This window comes from Aeromonas sp. Prich7-2 (genome assembly GCF_017939255.1).
Classification (GTDB): domain Bacteria; phylum Pseudomonadota; class Gammaproteobacteria; order Enterobacterales; family Aeromonadaceae; genus Aeromonas; species Aeromonas caviae.
In genome coordinates this window covers 1-22,964 of sequence record NZ_JAGKRI010000039.1, presented here as the reverse complement: position 1 = coordinate 22,964, position 22,964 = coordinate 1, and the positions used below count along the sequence as shown (strand labels likewise).

The window sequence follows — 22,964 nt, the reverse complement described above, 5'->3', positions numbered from 1 at the left end:
ACTGAAGGGAGAATCGATGAGAAAGAGGAGAAGTGAGTTGACCCAATCTGAACACTCGAGTTAGAAACGGGGTGACGTGAGCGCGTTAAGGATCAGGGTGTTCACGTTGGCCGGAATGGCTGTTCAACTTCGCCGGAATACGCACCGAGCAAGCTGTACAACAAGGCGCCCCGTTCACCACCATGATCAGAGCCAAAAAACAGGAAGTTCTTTCGCCCCAAGCTCACCAGCCGTAGCGCATTCTCCGCTATGTTGTTGTCCACCTCTACCCAGCCGTTTTCGGTGTAGTACGTCAGTGCTGACCACTGATTCAAGGCATAGGCGAAGGCCTTGGCCAGCTCTGAGTGACGCGAGAGCGACTGCATCCTATCCCGTAACCAGATCTCCAGCTCTTCCAGTAAGGGCTTTGCCCGCCGTTCTCGTTCTGCCAGCCGATGTTCTGCTGACATGCCACGCAGTTCTGCTTCAAGGTTGTAAAGCTGACCAATTCGTTTGAGGGCTTCGTGTGTGTTGTCCGATGGCGTTCGGATATGCACATCATGGATCTTTCGCCTGGCATGAGCCCAGCAAGCTGCTTCCTTTATCGTGCCGGCGGCTCGGTCTTCACGATATAGATCATTAAATCCTGCATATGCGTCTGCCTGTAGGACGCCGCTGAAATCGGCAAGATGGCTTTGCGGATGGACTCCCTTTCTATCAGGCGAGTAGGCGAACCAGACGGCTGGCGGCAGTTCGGAGCCTGCGTTGCGATCATCGCGTACATACGTCCACAGACGCCCTGTTTTTGTCTTTTTATTGCCGGGGAGCAGTACCGGGACCGGCGTATCGTCTGCGTGTAGTTTGCCATCGGTCAGCACATACTGCCGCAGCGCATCCTCAAGCGGTGATAGCAATCGGCAACACGCATCCACCCAACCAGAGAGCACTGAGCGGCTCAGTTCCACACCCTGACGGGCATAGATTTCCGACTGGCGATACAGCGGGGTGTGCTCTGCATATTTAGAGGTGAGTACCCGAGCCAGTAAGCCTGGCCCGGCGATCCCCCGCTCGATAGGACGTGATGGCGCTGGCGCTTGTGTGATGAAATCGCACTGCCCGCAGGTGTGTTTCTCCCGAACCGTGCGGATGACCCGGAAGGCACTGCGTATCAGCTCTAACTGCTCAGCAGTATCTTCTCCAAGGTATGACAGCGTTCCACCACATTCCGGGCAGACTGCCTCTGTTGGACGCAGGCGGTGCTCATTGCGAGGAAGGGCCTGAGGGAAGGGTTTGCGAGTGCGGGTCTGGCGAAGTGGCCGAGGTACTGCTGGGTCATCGACCCGGCCGGTGATGGCGTCACTTTCCTGCTGAAGTATCTTCAGTTGCGCTTCTGTCTGAGCGATACGACGAGCGAGTTTCTCGGACTGGCGGCCAAAATACATACGCCGCAGTTTGTCGAGTTGCGCAAGCAGGCGCTCAATTTCACGCTCCCGCTCTTCCAACCTGGCATGCAAAACACGATTGAGTGACTCCTGTTCGGCCAGGAGTCGTTTCAGTCGCAGGATTTCGTCGGCTAGTGATTTTTCCATACCCATGCATCTTACATGGGGGATCACTTTTTACAACATGGTCAATGAGTTAGCCAGGCGTTTTGGATGGCGCCAGTCTATCCCCTCCAGTAGCATGGCCAGTTGTGCAGGCGTCAAAAAGACTTTGCCGTCTCGAGCCGATGGCCAGGCAAACCGACCCCGCTCCAGCCTTTTGGTCAGCAGACACAGACCATCGCCGGTAGACCAGAGAAGCTTAACTTGACTCCCGTTACGGCCCCTGAAGATAAAGACATGCCCTGACAAGGGATCATCCTTCAACGTCATTTGCACTTTCGAGGCTAACCCATTGAAGCCATTTCTCATGTCTGTGATACCGGCCACGATCCAGATCCGGGTGTCAGTAGGAAGATTGATCATACGCGAAGGGTCTCCAGGATCATTCGTAATGCATTGGTATCGACGGTGCCATCGATGACGATCATTGCACGCCCCAGTCGTATCTCGATTTTTCCTGATGGCGTTTCTACAGAGGGTGTGGCTGGCGTTGGCACTTCGGGAGGCACAAGGAGCTCCATGGATGAGGGGGGGAACACCAGTTCGATGGGATATAACGCAGGGACTTCGGCTTTGGCATCACGTCGCCATTTGAACAAGAGGTTTGCATTGACCCCGTGCTCCTGTGCGAGTTTTGAGACGGAGACGCCGGGCTGATTGGCGGCATCGACAAGTCTCTGTTTGAATTCTCTCGAGTAATTGGCTCTGCCTTTACGGCTGCTATTGGTACGGCTATTGGTGTACACCATGTTGGTTCCCACTACTTTTTAGTGGGAACCACTTTGTCCACAACTGCCACGATTCACCAGACGGTACTGGCCGGACGCTTACATTGATACCACGTAAATGAGCCACGGCTTACATTTCTCCGCGCTAGAATGCGGGAGTCAGGATTGGCCTGAATACGCAAGGGCAGGGCGTGAGCTGCAAAATCTTAACTGTGAACTCGCCATCAAGGGCCGCCCACATCATCATCGCGGGCGGTAATAGTGCTATCGAAAACTTGTCCACTGACCATGAGCGAGTTCTGCTTGACTCAGGTGGTAAGTGCGCTGGTCTACTTCCTTCACGGACGCGGGGGGCTGTGGAGATGTTGGGCGACCCCGGCAGCACGCCTGTCGGGAAGGGGATCTCAAGACTTAACACATAGTAGGGTGAGCCTGGCAAGCAGGCACATAAATATGATCTTATAGAGGACATCCATCATGGCTCCGCCGCTGAGGTAGTGTCAATGTTGCAACCTCTGCGTCCAGCAGTGGGAGGGCTGTATGCCGGTCGCCTATCTATATCTGGTGCCGCACCAACTAGGGCGCTGTTCGTGAAACGTATTGGTAGCTCTCCTTATACTTATTCCTAGATATTCAGGAAGAGGGTCTTGCCATGCTTCACGAGCGCTTTGTCGAACTGCTCCGCACCTTCACCCAGCTCACCCCCATACAACTGACGCGAGCTCAGGAACACCTTCGTGACTAGTTGCAGCACGACTTGCTGCATCAGGCCTTAGCCGAGCAGCAGACCCGGCCTGACTGTCCCCACTGTCATGCTGCGCTGGTCATCCATTGGGGGCAGGCTCATGGCCAACAGCGTTACCGCTGCAAGAAATGTGGTAAAACTTTCAACCAGTTACACGCCACGGCCCTGGCCAAGTTGCATCACAAACATCTGTGGGCTCGTTATGCTGACTGCCTCAGTCAGGGGCTTTCTCTACGCACAGCAGCTCAACAGTGTGGCGTCCATTTGACGACCTCGTTCCGTTGGCGGCATCGCTTCTTGCGCTATGCCCTGACCACGCGCGCCACCCAGCTTGCCGGGATTGTCGAGGCCGATGAGGTGTTTACCCCCGAGTCCTTCAAAGGACGCCGTCACTTAACGCGGCCGGCCAGACGGCATGGGGGGCGAGGCCATGGGCATGTCCCACTGGTGCCAGCCCTGATAGCGCTGGACCGGTATGGGCGCGAGAGTGATGCGGTCCTGCTGGACAAGAGCAACCAGCAGTTGACGCCCTCCTTGCTGCCGTTACTCAAGCGCGGCAGCATCCTGTGCACCGATGGCAACCAAAGCTATATCAAGATAGCCAGACAGGGGGCAGGGATAATCCATAAGCGCTTGATAATGCAAAAGCATCACCGGGTGGAAGATGACGTCTTCCACATACAGACGCTGAATAACTACGTGAGTCGTTGGCGTGAGTGGATGCGGAAGTTTCATGGGGTAGGCACGGACTACTTGCAAAACTACCTTGCTTGGTTCCGAGTGGTGGCTCAAGAGCCCAATACGGCCTGTTCATGGTTGATGGGGGGCGTCAAAAGACTCGCCAACACCTAGCGCGAACAGCGCCCCAACTAGGGCCTGATAACCATCGCCCAAGAGATAGCTAGAACCTAGCTTACTAAGGAGCGGCCATCACCGTGAAGTATCTGGCACCACAAGCTTTGCAGGGACTGTTGCGCTCGCCGCAGTGTCAGGTATTTGTTGATGACAAACGTTTGAGCTCGCTCATGGTTCGAAGGGAAGCAGATGATCTCACGTCGAAGAGTGTTCATCTTCCTAAAAATGACCGTTATTATTACAATCGATCAGATTAGAGCAAATAGCGTACTGTCTATATGCTAGGTTGAGTTAAGGAGGGTGCGAATAAGCACCCTCCACAACGAAACAGAAAAATTTAGTTCATTAAATTCAAATACTTACGAGGGCGCATTTTTATGTTTGGTGACTTATTCGCACCTTCCTTAATTGTTGGTTTCACATTCTTAAGCAGAAATCTATGAACAAAGAAGATGACTTCAGGTTGGATCAAAAAGTTCGTGCCACATGGATGTATTACATCGCAGGCCAGAATCAAAGCGAAATCGCAAGTGTGCTCGGCACATCCAGGCCCGTGGTTCAAAGACTCATTGCTGCAGCAAAAGAGGAGGGTCTTGTATCAATTGTCCTGCACCATCCAGTTGCGCAGTGTCTTGATTACGCGCAATTGCTGCAGGAGAAATACCAACTAATCGACTGTAACATCGTCCCGGTGTATAGCGAGGAAAGTGCACTAGACAGTGTTGCTTTCGGCTGTTACCAGCTAATGGCTCGTTATTTGCGTGAGGACAATCAAAAAATCATTGGCATTGGTTCCGGTTTGACTCTGAAAAAAACCATTCAGAGAATTGACTTCGACAGCTTGAATACGCGCTGTGTTGCGCTGATAAGTGCAATGGACTCGTATGGTCAATGTAACTATTACGATGATGTCCCATTGCTACTGGCGAGAAAAATTCGGGCGAAATATTACCAATGGCCAGTATCGCGTTATGTACAAACCACCGATGAGCATACCCTGTGGTGCTCTAGTCGCCTCTTTCGTAGCGTGAGTTCTATGGCTGAACAGGCAGATGTGATTTTCGTCGGGATCGGTTCGTTTGGCGCTCAAAGTCCTATCGTTAAAGATGGCTTTATCAGTCATGAACAGCTTGATGGATTAACCACACAGGGTGTGATCGGCGAAATATTAGGTCGTTTTATCGATGCTGCAGGTCAGGTAGTAGACTGTGACAGCAACAAACTGCTCACTAGTTACGATATCCGCCATAACCCGTGTCCTCGCATTGCTGCGGCACATGGTGAAGATAAGCGTCAGGGTATTCTTGCAGCAATTAAAGGTGGATGGATCAACGGGCTGGTCACAGATGAACACACCGCTCGCTGGTTGTTAACTCGTTAAACCCACCAGCCAGAAAACAAAGTGAGTAATAGAAGCTCATTTGGTGATGGGTCTCGATAGGTAAATTTTCGTTTATGCACTTGAGGACAGAAGGGCGCCAAATTACCCTTTAGCGAAGATTGACTCACTACTTATCTCGGAGGCGAACGTCTCACTTTGTTTTTTGTCAATGCTGCCCGGTGAGCAGTTACGAAGTAACTTGCCGTTGATGTTGATATGAAGAATTCTTGGTGATCAGGACCCCTTTCTCGCCTGAAGTTCCGTGCGGATTATGCGTATTTGTAAATATCGCAGGGGGATGTGTCAAACTACCGGATATCTGACCTGTTCAGAGGGATATTTAGAACGAATCTACATTATTTAATAAATCCCGTAGTGTTCTGCCCCATTCAACAGAATGGGGCAGAAATCAACTTTACTACAAACTAACCCCGCTGACGCGATTTCAGGCTTTCAAGCATTACTGCGGCAATAATAATCACCCCTTTCACCACCTGCTGATTGTAACCAGAAATATTCATCAGGTTCATCAGGTTGGAAATTATGCTGAGGATCATCACACCCACGATCGTGTTAATGACGGTGCCACGTCCGCCAGCCAAACTGGCGCCACCAACCACTACAGCAGCAATAACATCAAGCTCAAAACCGACAGACAGAACCGGTGAGCCAACACCTGTACGTGTTGACGCCAGTACACCTGCCAGCCCACAAGCAAATCCACTTAAGGCATAAACCGCAAATTTATACCAACCTACCTTGATACCGGCGAAACGTGTTGCGGTTTCATTTGAACCAATTGAAATTGTCAGGCGACCAAACACTGTGTATTTATAAACACAATGCGCTAGCAGTGCGAAGGCCAACAGAACATAGACAGGATTTGGTAATCCAAACAGGTACCCAGTACCAAAATCAACAAATGAGGTGTCTTCAATAAAGATCGGCTGTCCCTTGGAGATAATCAACGCCAGTCCCCTGGCAATGGTCATCATTGCTAGCGTGGCAATAAATGGCGCAATGTTAAACATGGTGACTAGCGATCCTGCCCCAGCACCAATAATTGCAGCAGTAAATAAACTTGCAAATAATGCAGGCCACAAGCCAATTTCAGGAATTAAAATTGCCACTGCAACTGAAATAAATGCCATCACTGAACCGACGGATAAGTCAATACCTCCAGTCAGAATTACAAAGAGCATGCCGAGTGCCGCTAACCCTAGTGGCACACTCTGGCGTAATACGTTGGTAATATTGTCCCCACTGTAAAACTTATCCGACAGGAAACCTGCTATAACCAACATGAAAAGGAAAACAATTAGTGTTGAGTTATTAACTAGAAATTTTAACACCCTTTCATTGTAGGAGGGCATCACTTGATACTGGTTAACTTGTTCCATATATTCCTCGCTCAAATCAATGCCCGTTTGGGAATGGCATGCTTCATGATGTTTTCTTCAGTAATTTCATTGCCGATTAGTTCACGAGTGATACTTCCTTCACTCATAACATAGACACGGTGAGATAGGTTAATAACCTCAACCATTTCAGAAGAGATTAAAATAATGGCGAATCCGCGTTCTGCCAGTTCGTGGATAACATTGTAAATTTCTACCTTTGCTCCCACATCAACGCCGCGTGTTGGTTCATCAAGGATTAGTAGGTCACACCCAGTATTTAGCCATTTAGCAATAACCACTTTTTGTTGATTACCACCACTAAGACTGGAAACTGGGTGCTCAACTGACCCTAACTTGATCTTCAGCTTACTTCGATACTCTTCAGCCAGGCTTTTATCCTGTTGATGATTAATAATGCCAAAGGGATAACAAACACTTTTCAGACTTGATAAAGAAACATTCTCGCGAATGCTCTGAGTAAGGATAGCACCCTGCTCTTTACGGCTTTCAGGCACCAGACCAATCCCATATTTCATTGCGTCAGCAGGATGATGAATATTTATCTGTTGACCATTTTTAGTTATCGTCCCCTCTGACATGCGGTCAATGCCAAACAGACAGCGGGCAATCTCTGTACGGCCAGCACCAACCAGTCCCGCAAGACCGACAATTTCTCCCTTACGGACATGTAGATTAATGTCATTTAACAGTGACTTAGTTGTCAGATTTTCTACTTTTAATATTTCTTGTTTTTGTGGAATATTTTTAGATGGATATAAGTTTTCGAACGTTCGCCCCACCATTGCAGAAATAATGTCATCTTCAGTACATGATTTTGGGTCGAGATCGCCAACAGACACGCCATCTTTAATCACGCTAATTGCATCGGCTATCTTAAATATTTCCTCTAGTCGATGTGAAATATAAAGAATTGTAACCCCTTGGCCCTTCAATAATTTAAGTTGACTAAAGAGAATTTCAATTTCCCGTTCAGAGAGAACCGCCGTCGGTTCATCGAGGATCAAAAACCTGACGTTGCGTGCTAACGATTTAGCAATTTCTACCATTTGCTGGTATGCCACGCTCAGATCGCCGACCTTATCATCAGGCTTTATATCAAATCCAAGGTTACTTAACACCTTAGATGCTTTCTTATTCAGGGTATTCCAGTCAATTGCAAACCGGCCCATTCCCAAATCATCAAGATATATATTTTCAGCAACACTTAAATCTGGTGAAAGAGCCAATTCCTGATAGATGATACCGATCTCATTGTCCCGACTTTGTCTTGGCGTCGTAAAATGGACTTCTTTACCATTAATATGTAGTGTGCCGCCATCTTTAACATGAATCCCTGATAAAATTTTCATCAACGTTGATTTTCCAGCACCGTTTTCGCCAACGATTGCATGAATATCACCACGTTTTACTTTCAGGTTCACATTTTTGAGTGCGTGCACCCCACCGAAACTTTTTTTCACCTTATCGATGACAATTGCATACTCTTCCATCAGGAATTTCCTTCAATTTTAAAATTGCCTCCCCTTGTTATAGGAGAGGCAAATCGATTAGAAAATAGAGTCTTTGTTGTAATATTTGCTCACGTTATCCTTGGTGATCAAAATAGATGGGATGTAAACGTAGTCTGGGAACTCTTTTTGACCAGCATGATATTTTTTAATCACATCCAATACAGTATTAGTCAACAAGTCTGGATTATTAGATGCTGTGGCTTGAATATCACCACGTTGGACAGCCTCAAGGCCTTTTTTATATCCATCGTGAGAGAAAACACTCACATTTTGCAACTTGTTGGCGGCTTTCAATGACAGCACCGCACCAAGCGCCATGTCGTCCATTTCGCTATAGACACAGTTGATTTTGTCTCCGTGTGAGACAATCAAATCTTCCATAGCTTTCAGTCCGCCCTGCTGGTCCCAGTTACCCCAGCCTTGACTCAGCACACTAAGTTGCGAGTGGTTATATTTACGCAACTGTGCCTCAGTGACACCTCTCATAAAGTTGGCGCGTCTAGCTTCCCCTACCAGGTTCCCCTGATTGCCACTAATCACAATGCAATTCATTGGCTTGTCGCCGAACTTTTCAACCGCATATTCACCGATCAAAATGTTGTTTTTCATATTGTTGGCCTGGACACGGGTGATGACCGGCGCATCAAGGGAAATATCACTGTCTAGTACGACAACGGGAACGTTTTTGCTTTGGGCCATTTTCGTAATACGCATGCCAGCTTCTGGATCCTGTGGGTTGAGAACCAGATAATCAACTCCTTGCGACAGCATATCCTCGACGTCCGAGATCTGTTTAGTCAGATCTCCGCGTGCGTCTGTTGTAATTAATTCATAGCCACGTTCTTTGGCATGAATTTTCATATACTCTGTCAAACCGTTGAAGAATGCTCCGTTGAGGGTTCGGTTAGCAAAACCAACTTTAATTTGGTCTTCCGCATGTGCGGCACCTGTAACTGATGTCATTGCTAATGCTATAACTAAAGCCAACTTTTTCATCTTATTTTCCTTGTGTAGGTTACAGTACAACACGTTGTATTGGCGACCTCATGCCGCCATTACTAACGGATTCGAAATTAAATGAAACGGCATTCGATGTTCAGGTGGTTACGGGCTGCAACACGCTGCTGATACTGCAGTCAACAATCTTGTAAACGTGCAGGATGCATATGCTTGTTTCCCCGCACGCCAATACTCCGTCGTTGGTCGCCCTGCACCATGATGTTGTTGTATTACAAGTGGTATACACAGTGCGGAACTTCAAAGATCGCACGTTCACTCACAGACACCTACAACTTGCAACATCAAAACACCAGCATCGAACATTTGAGATTTTAATGGTCAATTGACCGCCTCATGACCCTATACTAGACGTTAGTGTGGGGTCTATTCTGAGACGCAATGCACGAAATTTGCATTTGACCAAAAAAATATCATTTGCTCTTAATGCCGCATTGACTCAATAAAGGTTCATTTGCCTGATGTGTTGAATCAAACCTTACGTCTGTAGCATGTTGTTCAGAGAAGTCAGTGACGCAGAGTGTTTCTGGCTGGAAAGGTGGGTGCAGAATGACTAGGCTAGTCACCTGAGGGAAGAGCCTGCTTTCAGAGGTAATGCGCTTACGTTCATTCTCTTGGATTGTCTGACGGTAAGGTTTTCCAAATCTCCAAGATGAACGTTATCTAGCATCATGGGATGACATCGCGCCGTGACGGCTTCCAGCTCGCATATGATGCGGCTACTGGGGTAGAGTGCTTATCAAATCAGTCGCAGCTCGGCTGCTGCGGTGCTGCCTTGTGGGCAACAAAAAAAGGTCGCCTGAGCGACCCTTTATCATTACCAAGAACAATTACAGTATGGCTTTTGCTTTCGCTACCACATTGGCAACAGTAAAACCGAACATGTCGAACAGCTGCTCCGCCGGTGCCGACTCACCGAAGGTGGTCATACCGACGATCGCGCCGTTCAGGCCGGTGTACTTGCACCAGTAATCAGCAATCCCAGCTTCAATCGCCACACGAGCTGAGACGGCTTTGGGCAGCACGGCTTCACGATAAGCAGCATCCTGTTTATCAAATGCATCGGTGGACGGCATAGACACCACACGCGCCTTAATGCCTTCTGCAGACAGCTGATCCCACGCCATTACCGCCAGTTCCACTTCCGAACCGGTGGCGATTAATATCAACTGCGGCTGTCCGTCACACTCCTTCAACACATAGGCACCGCGTGCGATGTCTGCCAACTGTTGTGCAGATCGCTCCTGTTGGGCCAGGTTCTGACGGGACAGTATTAACGCTGTTGGACCGTCGTGACGTTCCACCCCGTATTTCCACGCCACTGCCGATTCCACTTGGTCGCACGGGCGCCAGACGCTCATGTTCGGGGTCATCCGTAGGGACGCTATCTGTTCCACCGGCTGGTGCGTCGGACCGTCTTCGCCCAGACCGATGGAGTCGTGAGTGTAGACCATCACCTGACGCTGCTTCATCAGGGCCGCCATCCGCAGCGCGTTCCGTGCATATTCGACAAACATCAGGAAAGTCGAGGTATAGGGCAGGAAACCACCGTGAAGAGCAATACCGTTGGCAATTGCCGTCATGCCAAACTCGCGCACGCCGTAATGGATGTAGTTACCAGCCGCGTCTTTATTAATCGCTTTCGAACCGGACCAGATGGTCAGGTTGGATGGCGCTAGGTCAGCGGAGCCACCAAGGAATTCCGGAAGCAGCGGGCCGAAGGCTTCGATGGCATTCTGCGACGCTTTACGACTAGCTATTTTGGACGGGTTAGCCTGTAGCCTTTCAATAAAGGCCTGTGCCTTAGCGGAAAAATCTGCTGGCAGTTCGTTTTTTACTCGACGGGTGAACTCTGCTGCTTCCTGAGGGAAGACTTTCGCGTAAGCTGCGAATTTCTCGTTCCAGGCGGCTTCTTTGACCTGGCCTGCTTCTTTTGCATCCCACTGCGAGTATATGTCTGACGGGATGTCGAACGGGGCGTGGTCCCAGCCTAGTGCTTTGCGGGTCGCGGCGATTTCAGCATCCCCCAGCGGGGCACCGTGACAATCGTGGGTACCAGCTTTGTTCGGCGAACCGAAACCGATGATGGTTTTGCACATCAGCAGCGACGGTTTGTCTGTCACCGCACGCGCTTCTTCGGTTGCCCGTCTGATAGCATCGGCGTCATGGCCGTCCACGCCACGCACCACGTGCCAGCCGTAGGCTTCATAACGGGCCGCAGTGTCATCGGTGAACCAGCCTTCCACGTGACCGTCGATAGATATACCGTTGTCATCATAGAACGCAATCAATTTGCCTAGCTTCAGGGTGCCCGCCAGTGAGCACACTTCGTGGGAGATGCCCTCCATCATGCAGCCGTCACCAAGGAACACGTAAGTGAAGTGGTCAACGATGTCGTGGCCTAGACGGTTAAACTGTGCAGCGAGCGTTTTTTCCGCGATTGCCATCCCGACCGCATTGGCAATCCCCTGACCCAGCGGGCCGGTGGTCGTTTCAACACCCGGGGCATAACCGACTTCCGGATGACCCGGGGTTTTCGAGTGCAGTTGACGGAAGTTTTTCAGATCGTCCATCGACAGGTCATAACCGGTGAGGTGCAGCAGACTGTAAATCAACATCGAGCCGTGGCCGTTGGACAGTATGAAACGGTCACGGTCAGCCCAAGATGGGTTCTGTGGGTTATGGTTCAGGAAATCACGCCACAGGACTTCGGCAATGTCAGCCATTCCCATCGGGGCTCCCGGATGACCGGATTTGGCTTTCTGTACTGCATCCATGCTCAGTGCACGGATTGCATTGGCAAGCTCTTTACGCGACGGCATCTGCTACCTCCTGTTTTTCCAGTAGTGTGTTCAGCATCGACTCCAGTTTTACCTGGTCCTGGGCAAATAAACGGATCCCTTCGGCCAGCTTGTCGACGGCCATCGGATCCTGATTATGCTGCCAGTAAAACTCGGCTTCGGTCATTGGCATTGGCAGCATTTCCGTTTCTGCCGGCGGTATCAGCGCAGTGGTAACATCGCCTTCTGTCCGGCTCAGCGTTTCGAGCAGCGAAGGTGCGATGGTCAGACGGTCACACCCGGCCAGCGCCATAATTTGTTCCACCCTACGGAAACTGGCACCCATGATGACTGTTGGGTAACCGTGTTTTTTGTAGTAGTGATAGATGTTGCGCACGGAAACCACGCCCGGATCGTTTTGCGGGTTTTCATCCCCCAGCAAATTGCGCTCGCGGTACCAGTCATAAATACGCCCGACAAACGGTGAAATGAGCCAGACACCCGCTTCGGCGCAGGCTCGGGCCTGTGCAAACGAAAATAACAGTGTCAGGTTGCAGTGGATCCCTTCACGTTCAAGCGCTTCCGCCGCCTTGATCCCCTGCCAGGTCGAGGCCAGTTTAATCAGCACACGCGAACGGTCGATGCCTGCCTCCTCATAAAGGCGTATCAGCTTTCGCGCTTTTTCTACGCATAACTCACTATCAAACGACAGTCTGGCATCGACTTCGGTCGAGACCTTGCCCGGCACCAGGCGAAGTAACTCCAGGCCAATATTGACCGCCAGTTTGTCGCTGGCGTTATTAAGCTGCATCTCTTTACTGCCACCCTGTTCGCGGGCCCAGGTGACTGCCTGCTCGATCAGAGGTCGGTAGAGCGGCTGTGCCGCCGCTTTCAAAATCAAGGACGGATTCGTGGTGGCGTCTTCCGGCGCGTAATCGCGAATCGCGGTGATATCGCCACTGTCAGCCACCACAGTGGTGACCGCACGGAGTTTTTCCAAAATCGTCATGGTGATTACCTTGGTTATTAGCTTCACATTGGGAAAAGAGTGGCATATTGAGCTTTGTTTTAGCGCACTCAATGAACATTTAAACGGTTGGCTCGTGCGGCAATGCTGTCGGTACCATGAGCGCCTGAAGCAATATGGGCATTGAGCGATAACGTCCTGTCGCATTGCTGAATTTGACATGCGCACAATCGTCGGCCACCACCAGCGTTTTCATCCCTGCGGCCTGAGCGGCCTGGAATCCATTTAGACTGTCTTCAATCACCAGACATTCATCCACAGACAGATCCAGTTTGCGGGCCGTTGAGAGATACACCGCGGGATGCGGTTTTCCATGTGCTTCGTCCTCTGCACTGGAAATTACCTCAAAATAGTGCCAGAGCTGAAGTTTATGAAACACAGCGTCAATTACTTGGTGGGATGATGATGTCGCCAACGCGAGCCGATAACCTTGTTGGTGGAAATATTCCAGTGCTTCATAAATACCAAGCATTGGTTCGCCATTTGTACTGATAAGTGCGGTAATTTTGGCGAGGATTTTTAATTCAAGCTGTGACGACTCATTCATGAGGTTAAATTTTTCGCACCAAACACGCGCGATCTCATCCAGACGCTTGCCTTTCGTCAGCGTTTCACATTCAGTCACGCTGACTGCCGCACCATAATCGGCCAGTGCCGAAATCTGCGCCTGTTGCCAGAAGGGCTCTGAATCAATGATCACGCCATCCATATCGAAAATAATTGCTTTTGCTCGCATATTGGCCTGCTCTAGTGGGCTGACGGGGTCCCCAGCCAAAAATTAAGTATTGCGTGGTTTACATGTTTCCTAACGCATCCTGCGAAGGATATCTGTTTTGTACAAACTTGGCGGAGTGACACAATTGCAAGCACGCTGGGAAATGCCAGATGTTCTGCAGAATGCAGTGAAGCACTTGGTAGGATAATGCCATTCCCACACTAACGAACCAACGTACCGATACCATCCAGACAATGTTTTCGCCCATAAAAGCTCACAACACATTGGCGGGAATGGTTTTAAAGAATAAGGCTGCGGACATTGGCAACTACTTCGGTGGTAAAGCTCAATTCTTCTACGAATACCAGAGGCATCAATATAGAAAATCTGAGCCACCATTTATTCTTTTATATCCAGACATTGCAGGGTGCTGAGAGTCCATCCGGCATCCTTGCCGGATGACATTTGCGACGATCGCTATTGTCGAAGTATCAATGCTTACGATATTTCAGATCGTTCTCATACAGCGCTTTAAACTGAATATACCTGCGCATAATGGTTTCATGTCGCTCGGCATCGGCAGTCCAGATTTGATGTACTTCTGGTTTATTGCACACTGTGCTTAGCGTTTTTCCTGCCGCAAGGCAAGCCAAGCGTGCAGCACCCAGCGCTCCACCTGTTTCCCCACCTTTGTGAGTAACCACCGGCATATTCAGAATATCGGCCAGCAACTGTGCCCAGAACGGGCTTCGTGCGCCCCCACCTACCAGTGAACACTGTTCGATACGAGTACCGCTTTCCTGCAATACACGTAACCCGTCGGCGATCCCAAAACTGACCCCTTCCAGGACTGCATACCCCATCAGTGCACGCTGGCTGGAGTGGGTTAACCCATGGAACATCCCTCTGGCATCCGGATCGTTATGTGGAGTGCGTTCACCAGAAAGATAGGGCAGGAACATCGGTGCACTGGCTTTTTCCTCCGCACTGAGTTGCGCGATCTCTTCCAGCAACGCCACTTCAGTCACTCCCACCAGTCGGCAGAACCACTGCAGGCAACTGGCCGCACTCAGCATGACGCTCATCTGGTGCCACAGATTGGGCAGTACGTGACAGAACGCATGAACCGCCGACTGCGGTGCCGGACGGTAGGCATCCGTTACCACAAAGAGTACGCCGGAGGTTCCCAGAGAGATAAATGCATCCCCCGGTGACACTGCGCCGACGCCGATTGCACTGACCGCATTGTCACCGCCACCTCCTGCTACCACGACAGAGGCGTTTAACCCCCAGCGTTTAGCAATCTGCGGATCGAGCGTGGCTGACACCTCGCAGCCTTCAACCAATACCGGCATATGACTGCGTGACAAACCGCATTTTTCCAGCAGTGCATCAGACCAGTCGCGCTTTGCAACATCCAGCCAGAGCGTACCGGCCGAGTCGGACATATCCGAGATTTTTTTGCCGGTCATTTTGAAACGCAGATAGTCTTTCGGCAGTAAAACTGTATCAGTTCGTTTAAAATTCTCCGGTTCATGTCGACGAACCCATAGCAGTTTTGGTGCCGTAAAACCTGGCATCGCCAGATTACCCGCGACCTGATGCAACTCCGGTGCAATTTCTTCGAGTTCGGCACACTCCTCTGCGCTACGAGTGTCGTTCCACAAAATTGCCGGACGGATTACATCGTCATTAGAGTCCAGCAAGACTGCGCCGTGCATTTGTCCTGAAAGCCCGATGGCCTTGATCGCCTGCCAGTGCTGACCACATTTTTCCCGCAACATACTCATCAGAGTATCAGTCGCGTCCCACCATTCCTGTGGGGATTGTTCTGACCAGTGCGGGTGGGGCCGCTGAATACTCAGCGGCGCACTATGGGTAGCCACAATGTCATTATTTTCATTAATGACCAAGGCTTTAACTTCGGATGTACCAAGATCGATCCCTAAATACATAGCCACCTCTCAATGTACCAGTGTGTAAACTGCAGCGATCTTCTCACGCAGTAGCACCGCGAAGTCCTCACGTTCGGTCAGTTCACCAAACAGCGCTTTATCACTGGCATAGACGGCAATCGGATCGGCAGCATTAAACATGCTATGAACAGCCTGCGCATCAAGAATGCCGTCCTGGTATTCGTACGGCAGCGTGCCTTTGTGCCACTGTTCCATAAAGACGAAGAACAACGCTGGCAGCATAGCCGTGGCTTCCGGACGAACGCCGCGCTGGTAGCACTCCAGCAACGTCGGGGCAATCATCGCCGGTATTTTTGAGAAACCATCTGCTGCGACGCGCTGGTTGGTATCCTTGATATACGGGTTGGTAAAACGCTTCAGTACCACATCTCGATACGTCGGAAGATCGATACCGTTATCGCCAAGGCTCGGAATGACGTCCTCGGTCACGTAGCGGTCGGCAATAGCATAAATATGCTCGGTCAGGGTACTTTCATGGATAAACTGCTGTCCAATCAAGGTACCAGCCCAGGCAATGCAGCTATGGGACGCATTGAGGATACGGATTTTAGCCTCTTCATAGGGGATGACAGATTCTACCATTTCAACACCCACGGCCTCAAAATTCGGACGTGCATCGCGGAAGTTATCTTCCACCACCCATTGAATGAAGGTTTCGCCCATTATCGGCGCTTTGTCCTCAATCCCCGTCTGCGCTTTAATGCGCGCCGGGAGATCTGCCGCCGGACGCGGCGTGATGCGGTCAACCATGGTATTGGGACAGGTTGCGTTACTCGCCAACCAGTCAATCACTGCTTGTTTGCCGGTTAATTGCAGGAACTCGACCAATCCATCATGGAATCGTTCACCGTTATGGCGCACGTTATCGCAATTGAGCAGAGTTAATGGTCCGGCGTTATTTGCCATACGCTGCTCGAGGATACGGGTGATCGCACCATAAATCGTTTTGCAGCCACCCTGCAAATCACAAATCAAGTCAGCATTGCTTGTTTCCAACTGGTGGTTGGTTTTCAGATAGTAACCGCCTTCTGTCACGGTAAAGGCAATCACTTTAGTTTGTGGTTTGGCGCCTTCATTAATTAGCGGCTGTAAATCTTCCTGCCACGGCAGCAGCTTCTGGATGGACGTAATTTCTTCATATTCACGCTCGCCTTCAGGGCTAACGGTTTCAAGAACGTAGCGGCCATTTTGTGCCATCAACGCCTGTACAACTTGTTCAGCATCATTGCGAATATTGCCCGCTGCAATGTGCCAGCTGTTATCGCCTGAAGCGATCAGGCGATGCAGGTACCACGCCTGATGTGCACGATGAAAAGAACCCAGACCGATGTGAAGCCAAGTGAATTGATTGTTCATGATTTACTCTCCTTGAGGTTGTGTGGCTTACTGTAATGGGTCATTTGAATTTAAAACGCTCCGTAGATCACAAAAGAGCAATTGACCCAAAAAAATACAAATGACCAGTGATGTTGGGTTCATTAAATCTTTAGCGCCAAACAAAATGCGCTATCCGCCCGGTGAAGGCTCAAAGTGGGATATTGTGATGATCGTCTCACCTTGCCTTGTGTCACCCTGTCCCCGGTGATCAAAACCATGGCGACCTGTCATACAGGGCAATGACCACTCTGGCAGACATAGCCTCGACGGTTGAGGTCTACCTTTATGAAGCTTTGTCGAACTAAGCGAGTTTCGGGCAGGTGACCTAGTTGAGTGCGACCGTGCACACCAGCCAACTGAAAGGGGTGAAGCAACCGCATCAAGGTGATAAAGAGGATGGCGTATAGTTTCCGGGACTAGGAATACTTCTTCCTGAAAATCAAGGCTGCCTGCACCGGGAAAGCGCGATGAACCTTTTTGTTGGGGTGTGTCGTTCGTTTTTTCTTTAACAATCACCACTCCCCAACTTGCAAGCGTTGCTGCACACCAATGATCTGATCCTGCATGGCTTCGCAGATGATCTCGAAGTCTTGGTGAGACGAACTGACATTGGGCAGTGAGAGGTGGGCTTCAATAAAGAAGCGCTGCCTGTTAGCGCCTTCGCTCCAAGCCAATTTCCACCAGTCGATAATCCGACATTTTGCTGCTGATAATCTGGCTTGGCTGGGAACTCGATTGCTCTTGCTTCGGTTTTCATTTGGAGTAGAGGGCAGTAGGTTCCAGAGATCGTTGTTGGGCCAGTAGGCAAAGGGGAGGCAGTGATCCACATCGAACGAAGGCGCCTTGCGCCCACTCCAGACGCTTTCGATCTGGATACCTTGCTGGCGCAATGTTTCTATTCGCCGGCGAACAAAAAGGGTATCTCTGTCCCGCTCCAGCCAGCTGAGCGTCTGGTAATAGCGATCCAACGTGATGTTGGACTCTCGATTGCGCTTGTATTTTTGCATCTCACCAATCCATTGCTGGACCAGCAAGGGTTCTATCCAGCAGCCATACACTCGCAAGCAGTGCCAGAGTTTTTCGCTCAGGATGAAATCACCAAAGCTGTCGAAAAAGGTCTTGTCCAGCAGGATGCATGAGGACTTGGTTCGGCGCTGTTTTTCGATAGTAAACAAGCGATTTTCTTTGCTGCCCTGATAAATGAACTGCGCCGGGCCTGCCTGGATGGTGGTGATGGTGTCTCTGAACAGAGCCTGGATTGCTTCAGCTTCGTCGCCGGCAAACAAGGCGCCTATCACTAGATCGTCAGCTTTAAGATGCTTGAGTTGGTTCCAGCCATCTTCTTTTACAAACCCTATTCCCTTGTTTGAATCCGAATTTTGCTGCAGGCCAGCGTCCAACAGCCTCTTGAACAGTCGAACCCAGTAATAGGCCACTAGGCCCAGTGAGATCGCAACCTGATCGTCGTTGCGATCCTTGATAGCACCGGGATGGGCATCGGCAATACGAACTAGAGTTCGAAGCAAAGCCAGCTTGTACGTGGAGCTTTTGCTGTCATTGACCGCGATATGGCGGATGTGAGCCAAGGCACCGGAGCCATCATCGGGAAGTTGGAAGAGAGTAGGGATAGGGTGATGGCTATCTGGTAGTCCTGTAATCACCTGCCATTGAAGCCCGAGTCTCTTTGCCTGTTGGTTTAGCGCATCCAGTGCGAAGGGGGTGGGTTCCCGGACTGCAAGTTCGGCATCCGTACAGTAGGCAAAAATTAGCGTACCACCGGGTAAGAGCATATTACTCAGTTTTCTGAGTGCGCGTTCCTTCTGGCTAGCGGCAACGAGGTCCCAGCTCGCCAGACTTATTAGGATCTGATGAAATTGACGATTGAGCTGCCGGCAGGTATCCAGTTCCGGCAGTATGTCCTCCAGCCAGCGTACAACCACCCCGCTGGGTGTGGCGGTGTGGACCGCTTCCTCTGATCTTGCTGACTTTGGGCTGCTAGGATCCACGGCAACCAAAACGCAACCACGTTGAGCCAGCCAACAAGGTTCTCGACTTCGCCGGTTGCCAATGAAGAGCATGGATTGACCCTTAAGTGGCCAGTGGTTTTTCCATGTGGCGTGAAGTTGCTCCAAGTCGAAGGCGATTGGCTTCACTGTTTCCTCAGCAGCAGGTTCAGCCATTGTTCCTCCTCGCGGCCTGGCCGGAGATCGGTATTCTTCCAGTTATCGATCTGTACGACGGGCAGACTGTTAAGCAGGCTCTGCAGTCCAGCTTCGTCCATCATCGTGAAATGGCGGCCATCGCGGATCTGTTCACCTGTCCCGTACTTGAATGAACAGTAGAAGATACCGTCAGTTTTGAGCTGCTGAAGCAGGTGAACCATGACAGTAGTTAACTGGCATTCTGGAACATGCAGTAGCGAGGCACAGGCCCAAATGGCATCGAATTGATCGGGGTTTCGGAAGGACTCGAATCGGCAATGATGGACGGGCAAGCCGGTCAGCTTGCGGGCTCGTTTGACCAACTCTGCGCTGGCATCCATTGCGACCACCTGAAAGCCATGCTCAAGAAAATGGCGGCTGTCTCGTCCCGAGCCACATCCAGCATCCAGAAGCAGCGCTCCGGGCTCAAGCAGGGGTTCAAAGCGGTCGTAAAGACTGCTCATATCCACCGACAGCGTGGCATCGAAGAAAGCATCGGCAAATTGATCGTAATAGTCTGACGGCATGAGATTGGTTACCAATTTGTTATGTTATTAATTTGGCCCTATCAACTCGAGCAAATCACGAACTCCGGCCTGCAGACAGCGGTAGAACCTCACATGACCTCCAGATCTTCCGTATCTTGGCCTTGCCGCAAATCCTGCTTTGGTGATTAGACCTCTTCTGGTTTTTTTTGCTCGTCTTCAATGTACCTCAGTAATTCCCCCGGCTGGCATCCAAAGTATTTGCACAAAGCATTGATGGTGTCGGTATTGGTGACATTACCTGGCACGTTGGCGATCCGGGTTAGGGTGGCGCGGCTGATGCCTGTCTGCTCGCTGACTTCCGATAGGGTGATGCGACGCTTCTCGTTGAACGATTTTTCGTCTAGCAGTTTGACTAGCAGGACTCTGATCATGACTTATCCATAAGCATTATATTCGTTCCATCCTATCAAATGCCTCATGCATGATGCAAAAAAGTCATTGACGAGTTTCCTTTGTGATGTATTCTAATCTCGAAAGCAGTAAATGACTCATGAATGATTCACTTGGGGGTTGGCATGAATACATATCTCACCACAGAAGAGTTGTCTTCTCGCATCAAGTACGACGTGCGCACCATCCGTCAGTGTCTGAAAGATGCTGTGCTGTTCGAAGGCGTGCATTACATCCGTCCTTTCGGCGGGCGCAAGATCCTCTACATCTGGGAGCGCGTGGAGGAATCTATGCTGCTGGGGGCTTCTGCTCACGATCTCATCGGCCACCTGGAATAATGGGGGCGCTATGGGGACAGTCAACAGTCGTGAAGGCAAGCTTTATCTGGATTTTCGTTACCGGGGCATTCGGTGTCGAGAGCAAACTCAGTTAGCGGATACCCAGACCAATCGGCAAAAGCTTGGCAAGGTGCTCGACATGATGGAGCAACAGATCCGGGCAGGCACCTTTGACTATAGCCATCACTTTCCAAACAGCCCCAGGGTTGAGAGGTTCGTGGCTATCGAGAAATTGAGCCGGCAGAAGGCCACTGGTGGAAGGATGGTGTTCTCGGCCTTTGCTGAACTCTGGCTCGATGAAAAGCGGGTTGAGTGGCGGGCGAGCCAGTTTGAAACGGTGGATGGTATTCTGCGTTGCCACCTGATCCCTGCCATGGGTGAGGAGCGGATCGGTACCATATCCAAGCAGGCAATCCTGGCGTTTCGCTTGCGTCTGTGTGAGCCAGATGGGCAGAGCGGGAAGACCCTGTCCGCCTCTCGCATAAATCACATCATGACCTACCTGCGTCTCATCCTGAACGAGGCGGCCGAGAGGTTCGATTTCGAGAGCCCGTGGCGCAATATCAAGGCGCTGCCGATGCCCAGATCTCAGGTTCAGCCGTTTACGCTGGAAGAAGTGCAACTCATCCTGACCAAAGTGCGTCCAGATTTTCGCCCCTATTATGCGGTGCGATTTTTTACCGGGCTGCGAACCGGCGAGGTGGATGGGCTCAGCTGGGACAATGTGGATTTTGGGGCTCGCCTTATTCACGTCCACCAATCGTTAGTACGTGGAAATCTGGGACCGACCAAGACTGCGGGCTCGCACCGCACAATTGCCATGAGCCAGTCAGTCTACGACGGCTTGCGTGCGCAGTGGGAATTGACCGGCGAGAAGAGCACCTTCGTGTTTTGCTCCCGTCGTGGCCAACCGCTGAATCACCGCAATGTTACCCGCAGGGTCTGGTATCCCTTGTTGGCATTGCTGGAACTCGAGAAACGCAATCCCTACCAGACCCGTCATACTGCGGCCACCTTGTGGCTGGCAGCGGGTGAAAATCCAGAGTGGATCGCGCGCCAACTGGGTCACGCCAATACCAGCATGCTTTTTCGTGTCTATTCGCGCTTTGTACCGAATCTGATTGGTAGGGACGGCGCTGCATTTGAACAGTTACTGGCTGAAGAGTTTGAACAGGAGGATGAGGAATGAAATTCACGTCCCAGTGTAACCTCGAATTGGTGTGGGCTGAACTGGCCCATGGTTTACCCTTTGATGGGGTGTGGCGTCTGAACTCCCCGCTGGGCAAGCGTTACGTTGATTTCAGGAGTGATCTGCTGGTGGACGTGGCACCTGCAGGACAATGGTTGATGGTGGAATTAAGCGATGAAGGAGGAAAACTGCATCTAGACAGCGTCATGCGGTTGCCTGCCGAAGTAAACCGCGATGACATTGAGCGCCAATATTCGTGGTTGATCGGCGTACAAGAGAATATTTTATGGGATATCTGGGGAATGCTCGCATATCTGTCGGATGGCCCATTGCGGCAGTTCTATCTCGCAGTGTTGCTCGACGAGCGCATCATGCGACCCTTTGTCACTGGTAAGGCTAGTCACCAGCATCACCACAAGCATGAGGGCGGATTACTCGAGCACAGCCATGAGGTAGCCATTACCGCCGCTGAGCTGTGCAGGCAGCATCAAGTTGGCCCACTTAGCACCAGTGTGGCTTTTATCGGTGGTCTTTTGCATGATATCGGCAAGATCCACCTCTTTTATAATAATTTGGACGGGCAGGGGGTCATGGGTCAACACGAATCGTTCAACTTCATGGTGCTGGCCGAGCCGCTGGCGCGCCTCAGCCGGGAGGCGCCTAAACTGTTCGAGGCTATCGGTGCATGCCTATCCATCAAGATTGGCCGGCAGACGGAGGCCTATCTGCCCGCCCAGATGGTGCATATCTGTGATCGGCTGTCGATGGATGTGCATAACTGGCGTAGGGCTTTCACCGAGGTACCTGCCTATTACTGGTTCGTCAAATCCCCCAATGGCGATCAAGTCTACAAACGGCTGGGGTGAGGTTTGTTGTGATGCTGCGGTCATCTCCAGTGATTTGGCTTAAGAAGGTTGCGAAACAGTACCCTCTACAATAAGACGATTTATTTTAGTCCTTCAGTTCAACCGGCTATAGAAAAAAGATACCGATTTTGTGGGTTTATTAGCAATTGCCTTTGGTTAGGCGATCTCTGGTTGCGTATTCCGGCGAAGTTGAACAGCCATTCCGGCCAACGTGAACACCCTGATCCTTAACGCGCTCACGTCACCCCGTTTCTAACTCGAGTGTTCAGATTGGGTCAACTCACTTCTCCTCTTTCTCATCGATTCTCCCTTCAGT

At 50.7% G+C, this 22,964-nt stretch carries 18 protein-coding genes and 1 pseudogene; 5 read left to right on the top strand and 14 right to left on the bottom strand.

The genetic code is table 11. From position 1 onward, the window contains the following. Positions 1–143 precede the first annotated feature (143 nt). From J9892_RS08810 to J9892_RS08800, 3 genes and pseudogenes are all read right to left on the bottom strand, one after another. Positions 144–1,568, bottom strand: a pseudogene (locus J9892_RS08810) (IS66 family transposase); the annotation flags it as partial. 30 nt (positions 1,569–1,598) lie between these two features. Beyond that, positions 1,599–1,946 carry an IS66 family insertion sequence element accessory protein TnpB gene (gene tnpB / locus J9892_RS08805; protein ID WP_113978832.1) on the bottom strand — a complete coding sequence of 116 codons (348 nt, stop codon included), beginning with the start codon at positions 1,944–1,946 and terminating at the stop codon, positions 1,599–1,601. Next, positions 1,943–2,332: a transposase gene (locus tag J9892_RS08800; protein WP_113978834.1), complete on the bottom strand. Its 390-nt coding sequence runs from the start codon at positions 2,330–2,332 to the stop codon at positions 1,943–1,945. The genes tnpB and J9892_RS08800 overlap by 4 nt, the downstream gene beginning before the upstream one ends. Positions 2,333–3,056: 724 nt before the next feature. Here J9892_RS08800 and J9892_RS08795 point away from each other — a divergent pair. Next, the gene (locus J9892_RS08795; RefSeq protein ID WP_113978835.1) at positions 3,057–3,908 is read left to right on the top strand and encodes an IS1595 family transposase; all 852 of its coding nucleotides are present in this window, start codon (positions 3,057–3,059) and stop codon (positions 3,906–3,908) included. Between the two features lie 442 nt (positions 3,909–4,350). Further along, on the top strand, positions 4,351–5,292 hold the full coding sequence (locus tag J9892_RS08790) for a sugar-binding domain-containing protein (protein WP_113978837.1): 942 nt from the start codon (positions 4,351–4,353) through the stop codon (positions 5,290–5,292). A 425-nt stretch (positions 5,293–5,717) separates the two neighbouring features. Here J9892_RS08790 and J9892_RS08785 read toward each other — a convergent pair whose 3' ends face one another. From J9892_RS08785 to J9892_RS08735, 11 genes are all read right to left on the bottom strand, one after another. Next, positions 5,718–6,692, bottom strand: a complete 975-nt coding sequence (locus J9892_RS08785) for an ABC transporter permease (protein WP_053288971.1) — start codon at positions 6,690–6,692, stop codon at positions 5,718–5,720. 11 nt (positions 6,693–6,703) lie between these two features. After that, entirely contained in the window at positions 6,704–8,203 is a 1,500-nt protein-coding gene (locus tag J9892_RS08780) for a sugar ABC transporter ATP-binding protein (protein WP_053288886.1), read from the bottom strand. Between the two features lie 57 nt (positions 8,204–8,260). Continuing rightward, complete coding sequence (locus tag J9892_RS08775) at positions 8,261–9,220, bottom strand: substrate-binding domain-containing protein (protein ID WP_053288885.1); 960 nt, start codon at positions 9,218–9,220, stop codon at positions 8,261–8,263. 851 nt (positions 9,221–10,071) lie between these two features. After that, on the bottom strand, positions 10,072–12,063 hold the full coding sequence (gene tkt / locus J9892_RS08770; RefSeq protein ID WP_113978838.1) for a transketolase: 1,992 nt from the start codon (positions 12,061–12,063) through the stop codon (positions 10,072–10,074). After that, positions 12,050–13,030 (bottom strand): transaldolase, encoded by a 981-nt coding sequence (gene tal / locus J9892_RS08765; RefSeq protein WP_053288883.1) that lies wholly within the window; start codon positions 13,028–13,030, stop codon positions 12,050–12,052. The genes tkt and tal overlap by 14 nt, the downstream gene beginning before the upstream one ends. Before the next feature lie 79 nt (positions 13,031–13,109). Continuing rightward, positions 13,110–13,784: a hexitol phosphatase HxpB gene (hxpB, locus tag J9892_RS08760; protein WP_113978840.1), complete on the bottom strand. Its 675-nt coding sequence runs from the start codon at positions 13,782–13,784 to the stop codon at positions 13,110–13,112. Positions 13,785–14,254: 470 nt separating this feature from the next. After that, positions 14,255–15,718 (bottom strand): xylulokinase, encoded by a 1,464-nt coding sequence (gene xylB, locus J9892_RS08755; RefSeq protein ID WP_053288882.1) that lies wholly within the window; start codon positions 15,716–15,718, stop codon positions 14,255–14,257. A 9-nt stretch (positions 15,719–15,727) separates the two neighbouring features. Then, positions 15,728–17,095 carry a D-arabinitol 4-dehydrogenase gene (dalD, locus tag J9892_RS08750; RefSeq protein WP_053288881.1) on the bottom strand — a complete coding sequence of 456 codons (1,368 nt, stop codon included), beginning with the start codon at positions 17,093–17,095 and terminating at the stop codon, positions 15,728–15,730. Between the two features lie 533 nt (positions 17,096–17,628). After that, positions 17,629–19,296, bottom strand: coding sequence for an HNH endonuclease domain-containing protein (locus J9892_RS08745; protein ID WP_081001004.1), 1,668 nt, complete (start codon positions 19,294–19,296; stop codon positions 17,629–17,631). Continuing rightward, positions 19,266–19,844 carry a class I SAM-dependent methyltransferase gene (locus J9892_RS08740; RefSeq protein ID WP_053288879.1) on the bottom strand — a complete coding sequence of 193 codons (579 nt, stop codon included), beginning with the start codon at positions 19,842–19,844 and terminating at the stop codon, positions 19,266–19,268. The genes J9892_RS08745 and J9892_RS08740 overlap by 31 nt, the downstream gene beginning before the upstream one ends. Before the next feature lie 146 nt (positions 19,845–19,990). Next, positions 19,991–20,236: a helix-turn-helix transcriptional regulator gene (locus J9892_RS08735; RefSeq protein ID WP_053288878.1), complete on the bottom strand. Its 246-nt coding sequence runs from the start codon at positions 20,234–20,236 to the stop codon at positions 19,991–19,993. A 144-nt stretch (positions 20,237–20,380) separates the two neighbouring features. On the opposite strand from J9892_RS08735, the gene J9892_RS08730 reads away from it, so the two are divergent. Genes J9892_RS08730 through J9892_RS08720 form a run of 3 tightly spaced genes read left to right on the top strand, consistent with a single transcriptional unit; the run spans position 20,381 to position 22,648 of the window. Continuing rightward, complete coding sequence (locus tag J9892_RS08730; protein ID WP_053288969.1) at positions 20,381–20,593, top strand: hypothetical protein; 213 nt, start codon at positions 20,381–20,383, stop codon at positions 20,591–20,593. A 10-nt stretch (positions 20,594–20,603) separates the two neighbouring features. Then, positions 20,604–21,782 (top strand): DUF3596 domain-containing protein, encoded by a 1,179-nt coding sequence (locus tag J9892_RS08725; protein ID WP_053288877.1) that lies wholly within the window; start codon positions 20,604–20,606, stop codon positions 21,780–21,782. Then, entirely contained in the window at positions 21,779–22,648 is an 870-nt protein-coding gene (locus tag J9892_RS08720) for an HD domain-containing protein (RefSeq protein WP_053288876.1), read from the top strand. Before J9892_RS08725 ends, J9892_RS08720 begins: the two co-directional genes overlap by 4 nt. Positions 22,649–22,964 lie beyond the last annotated feature (316 nt).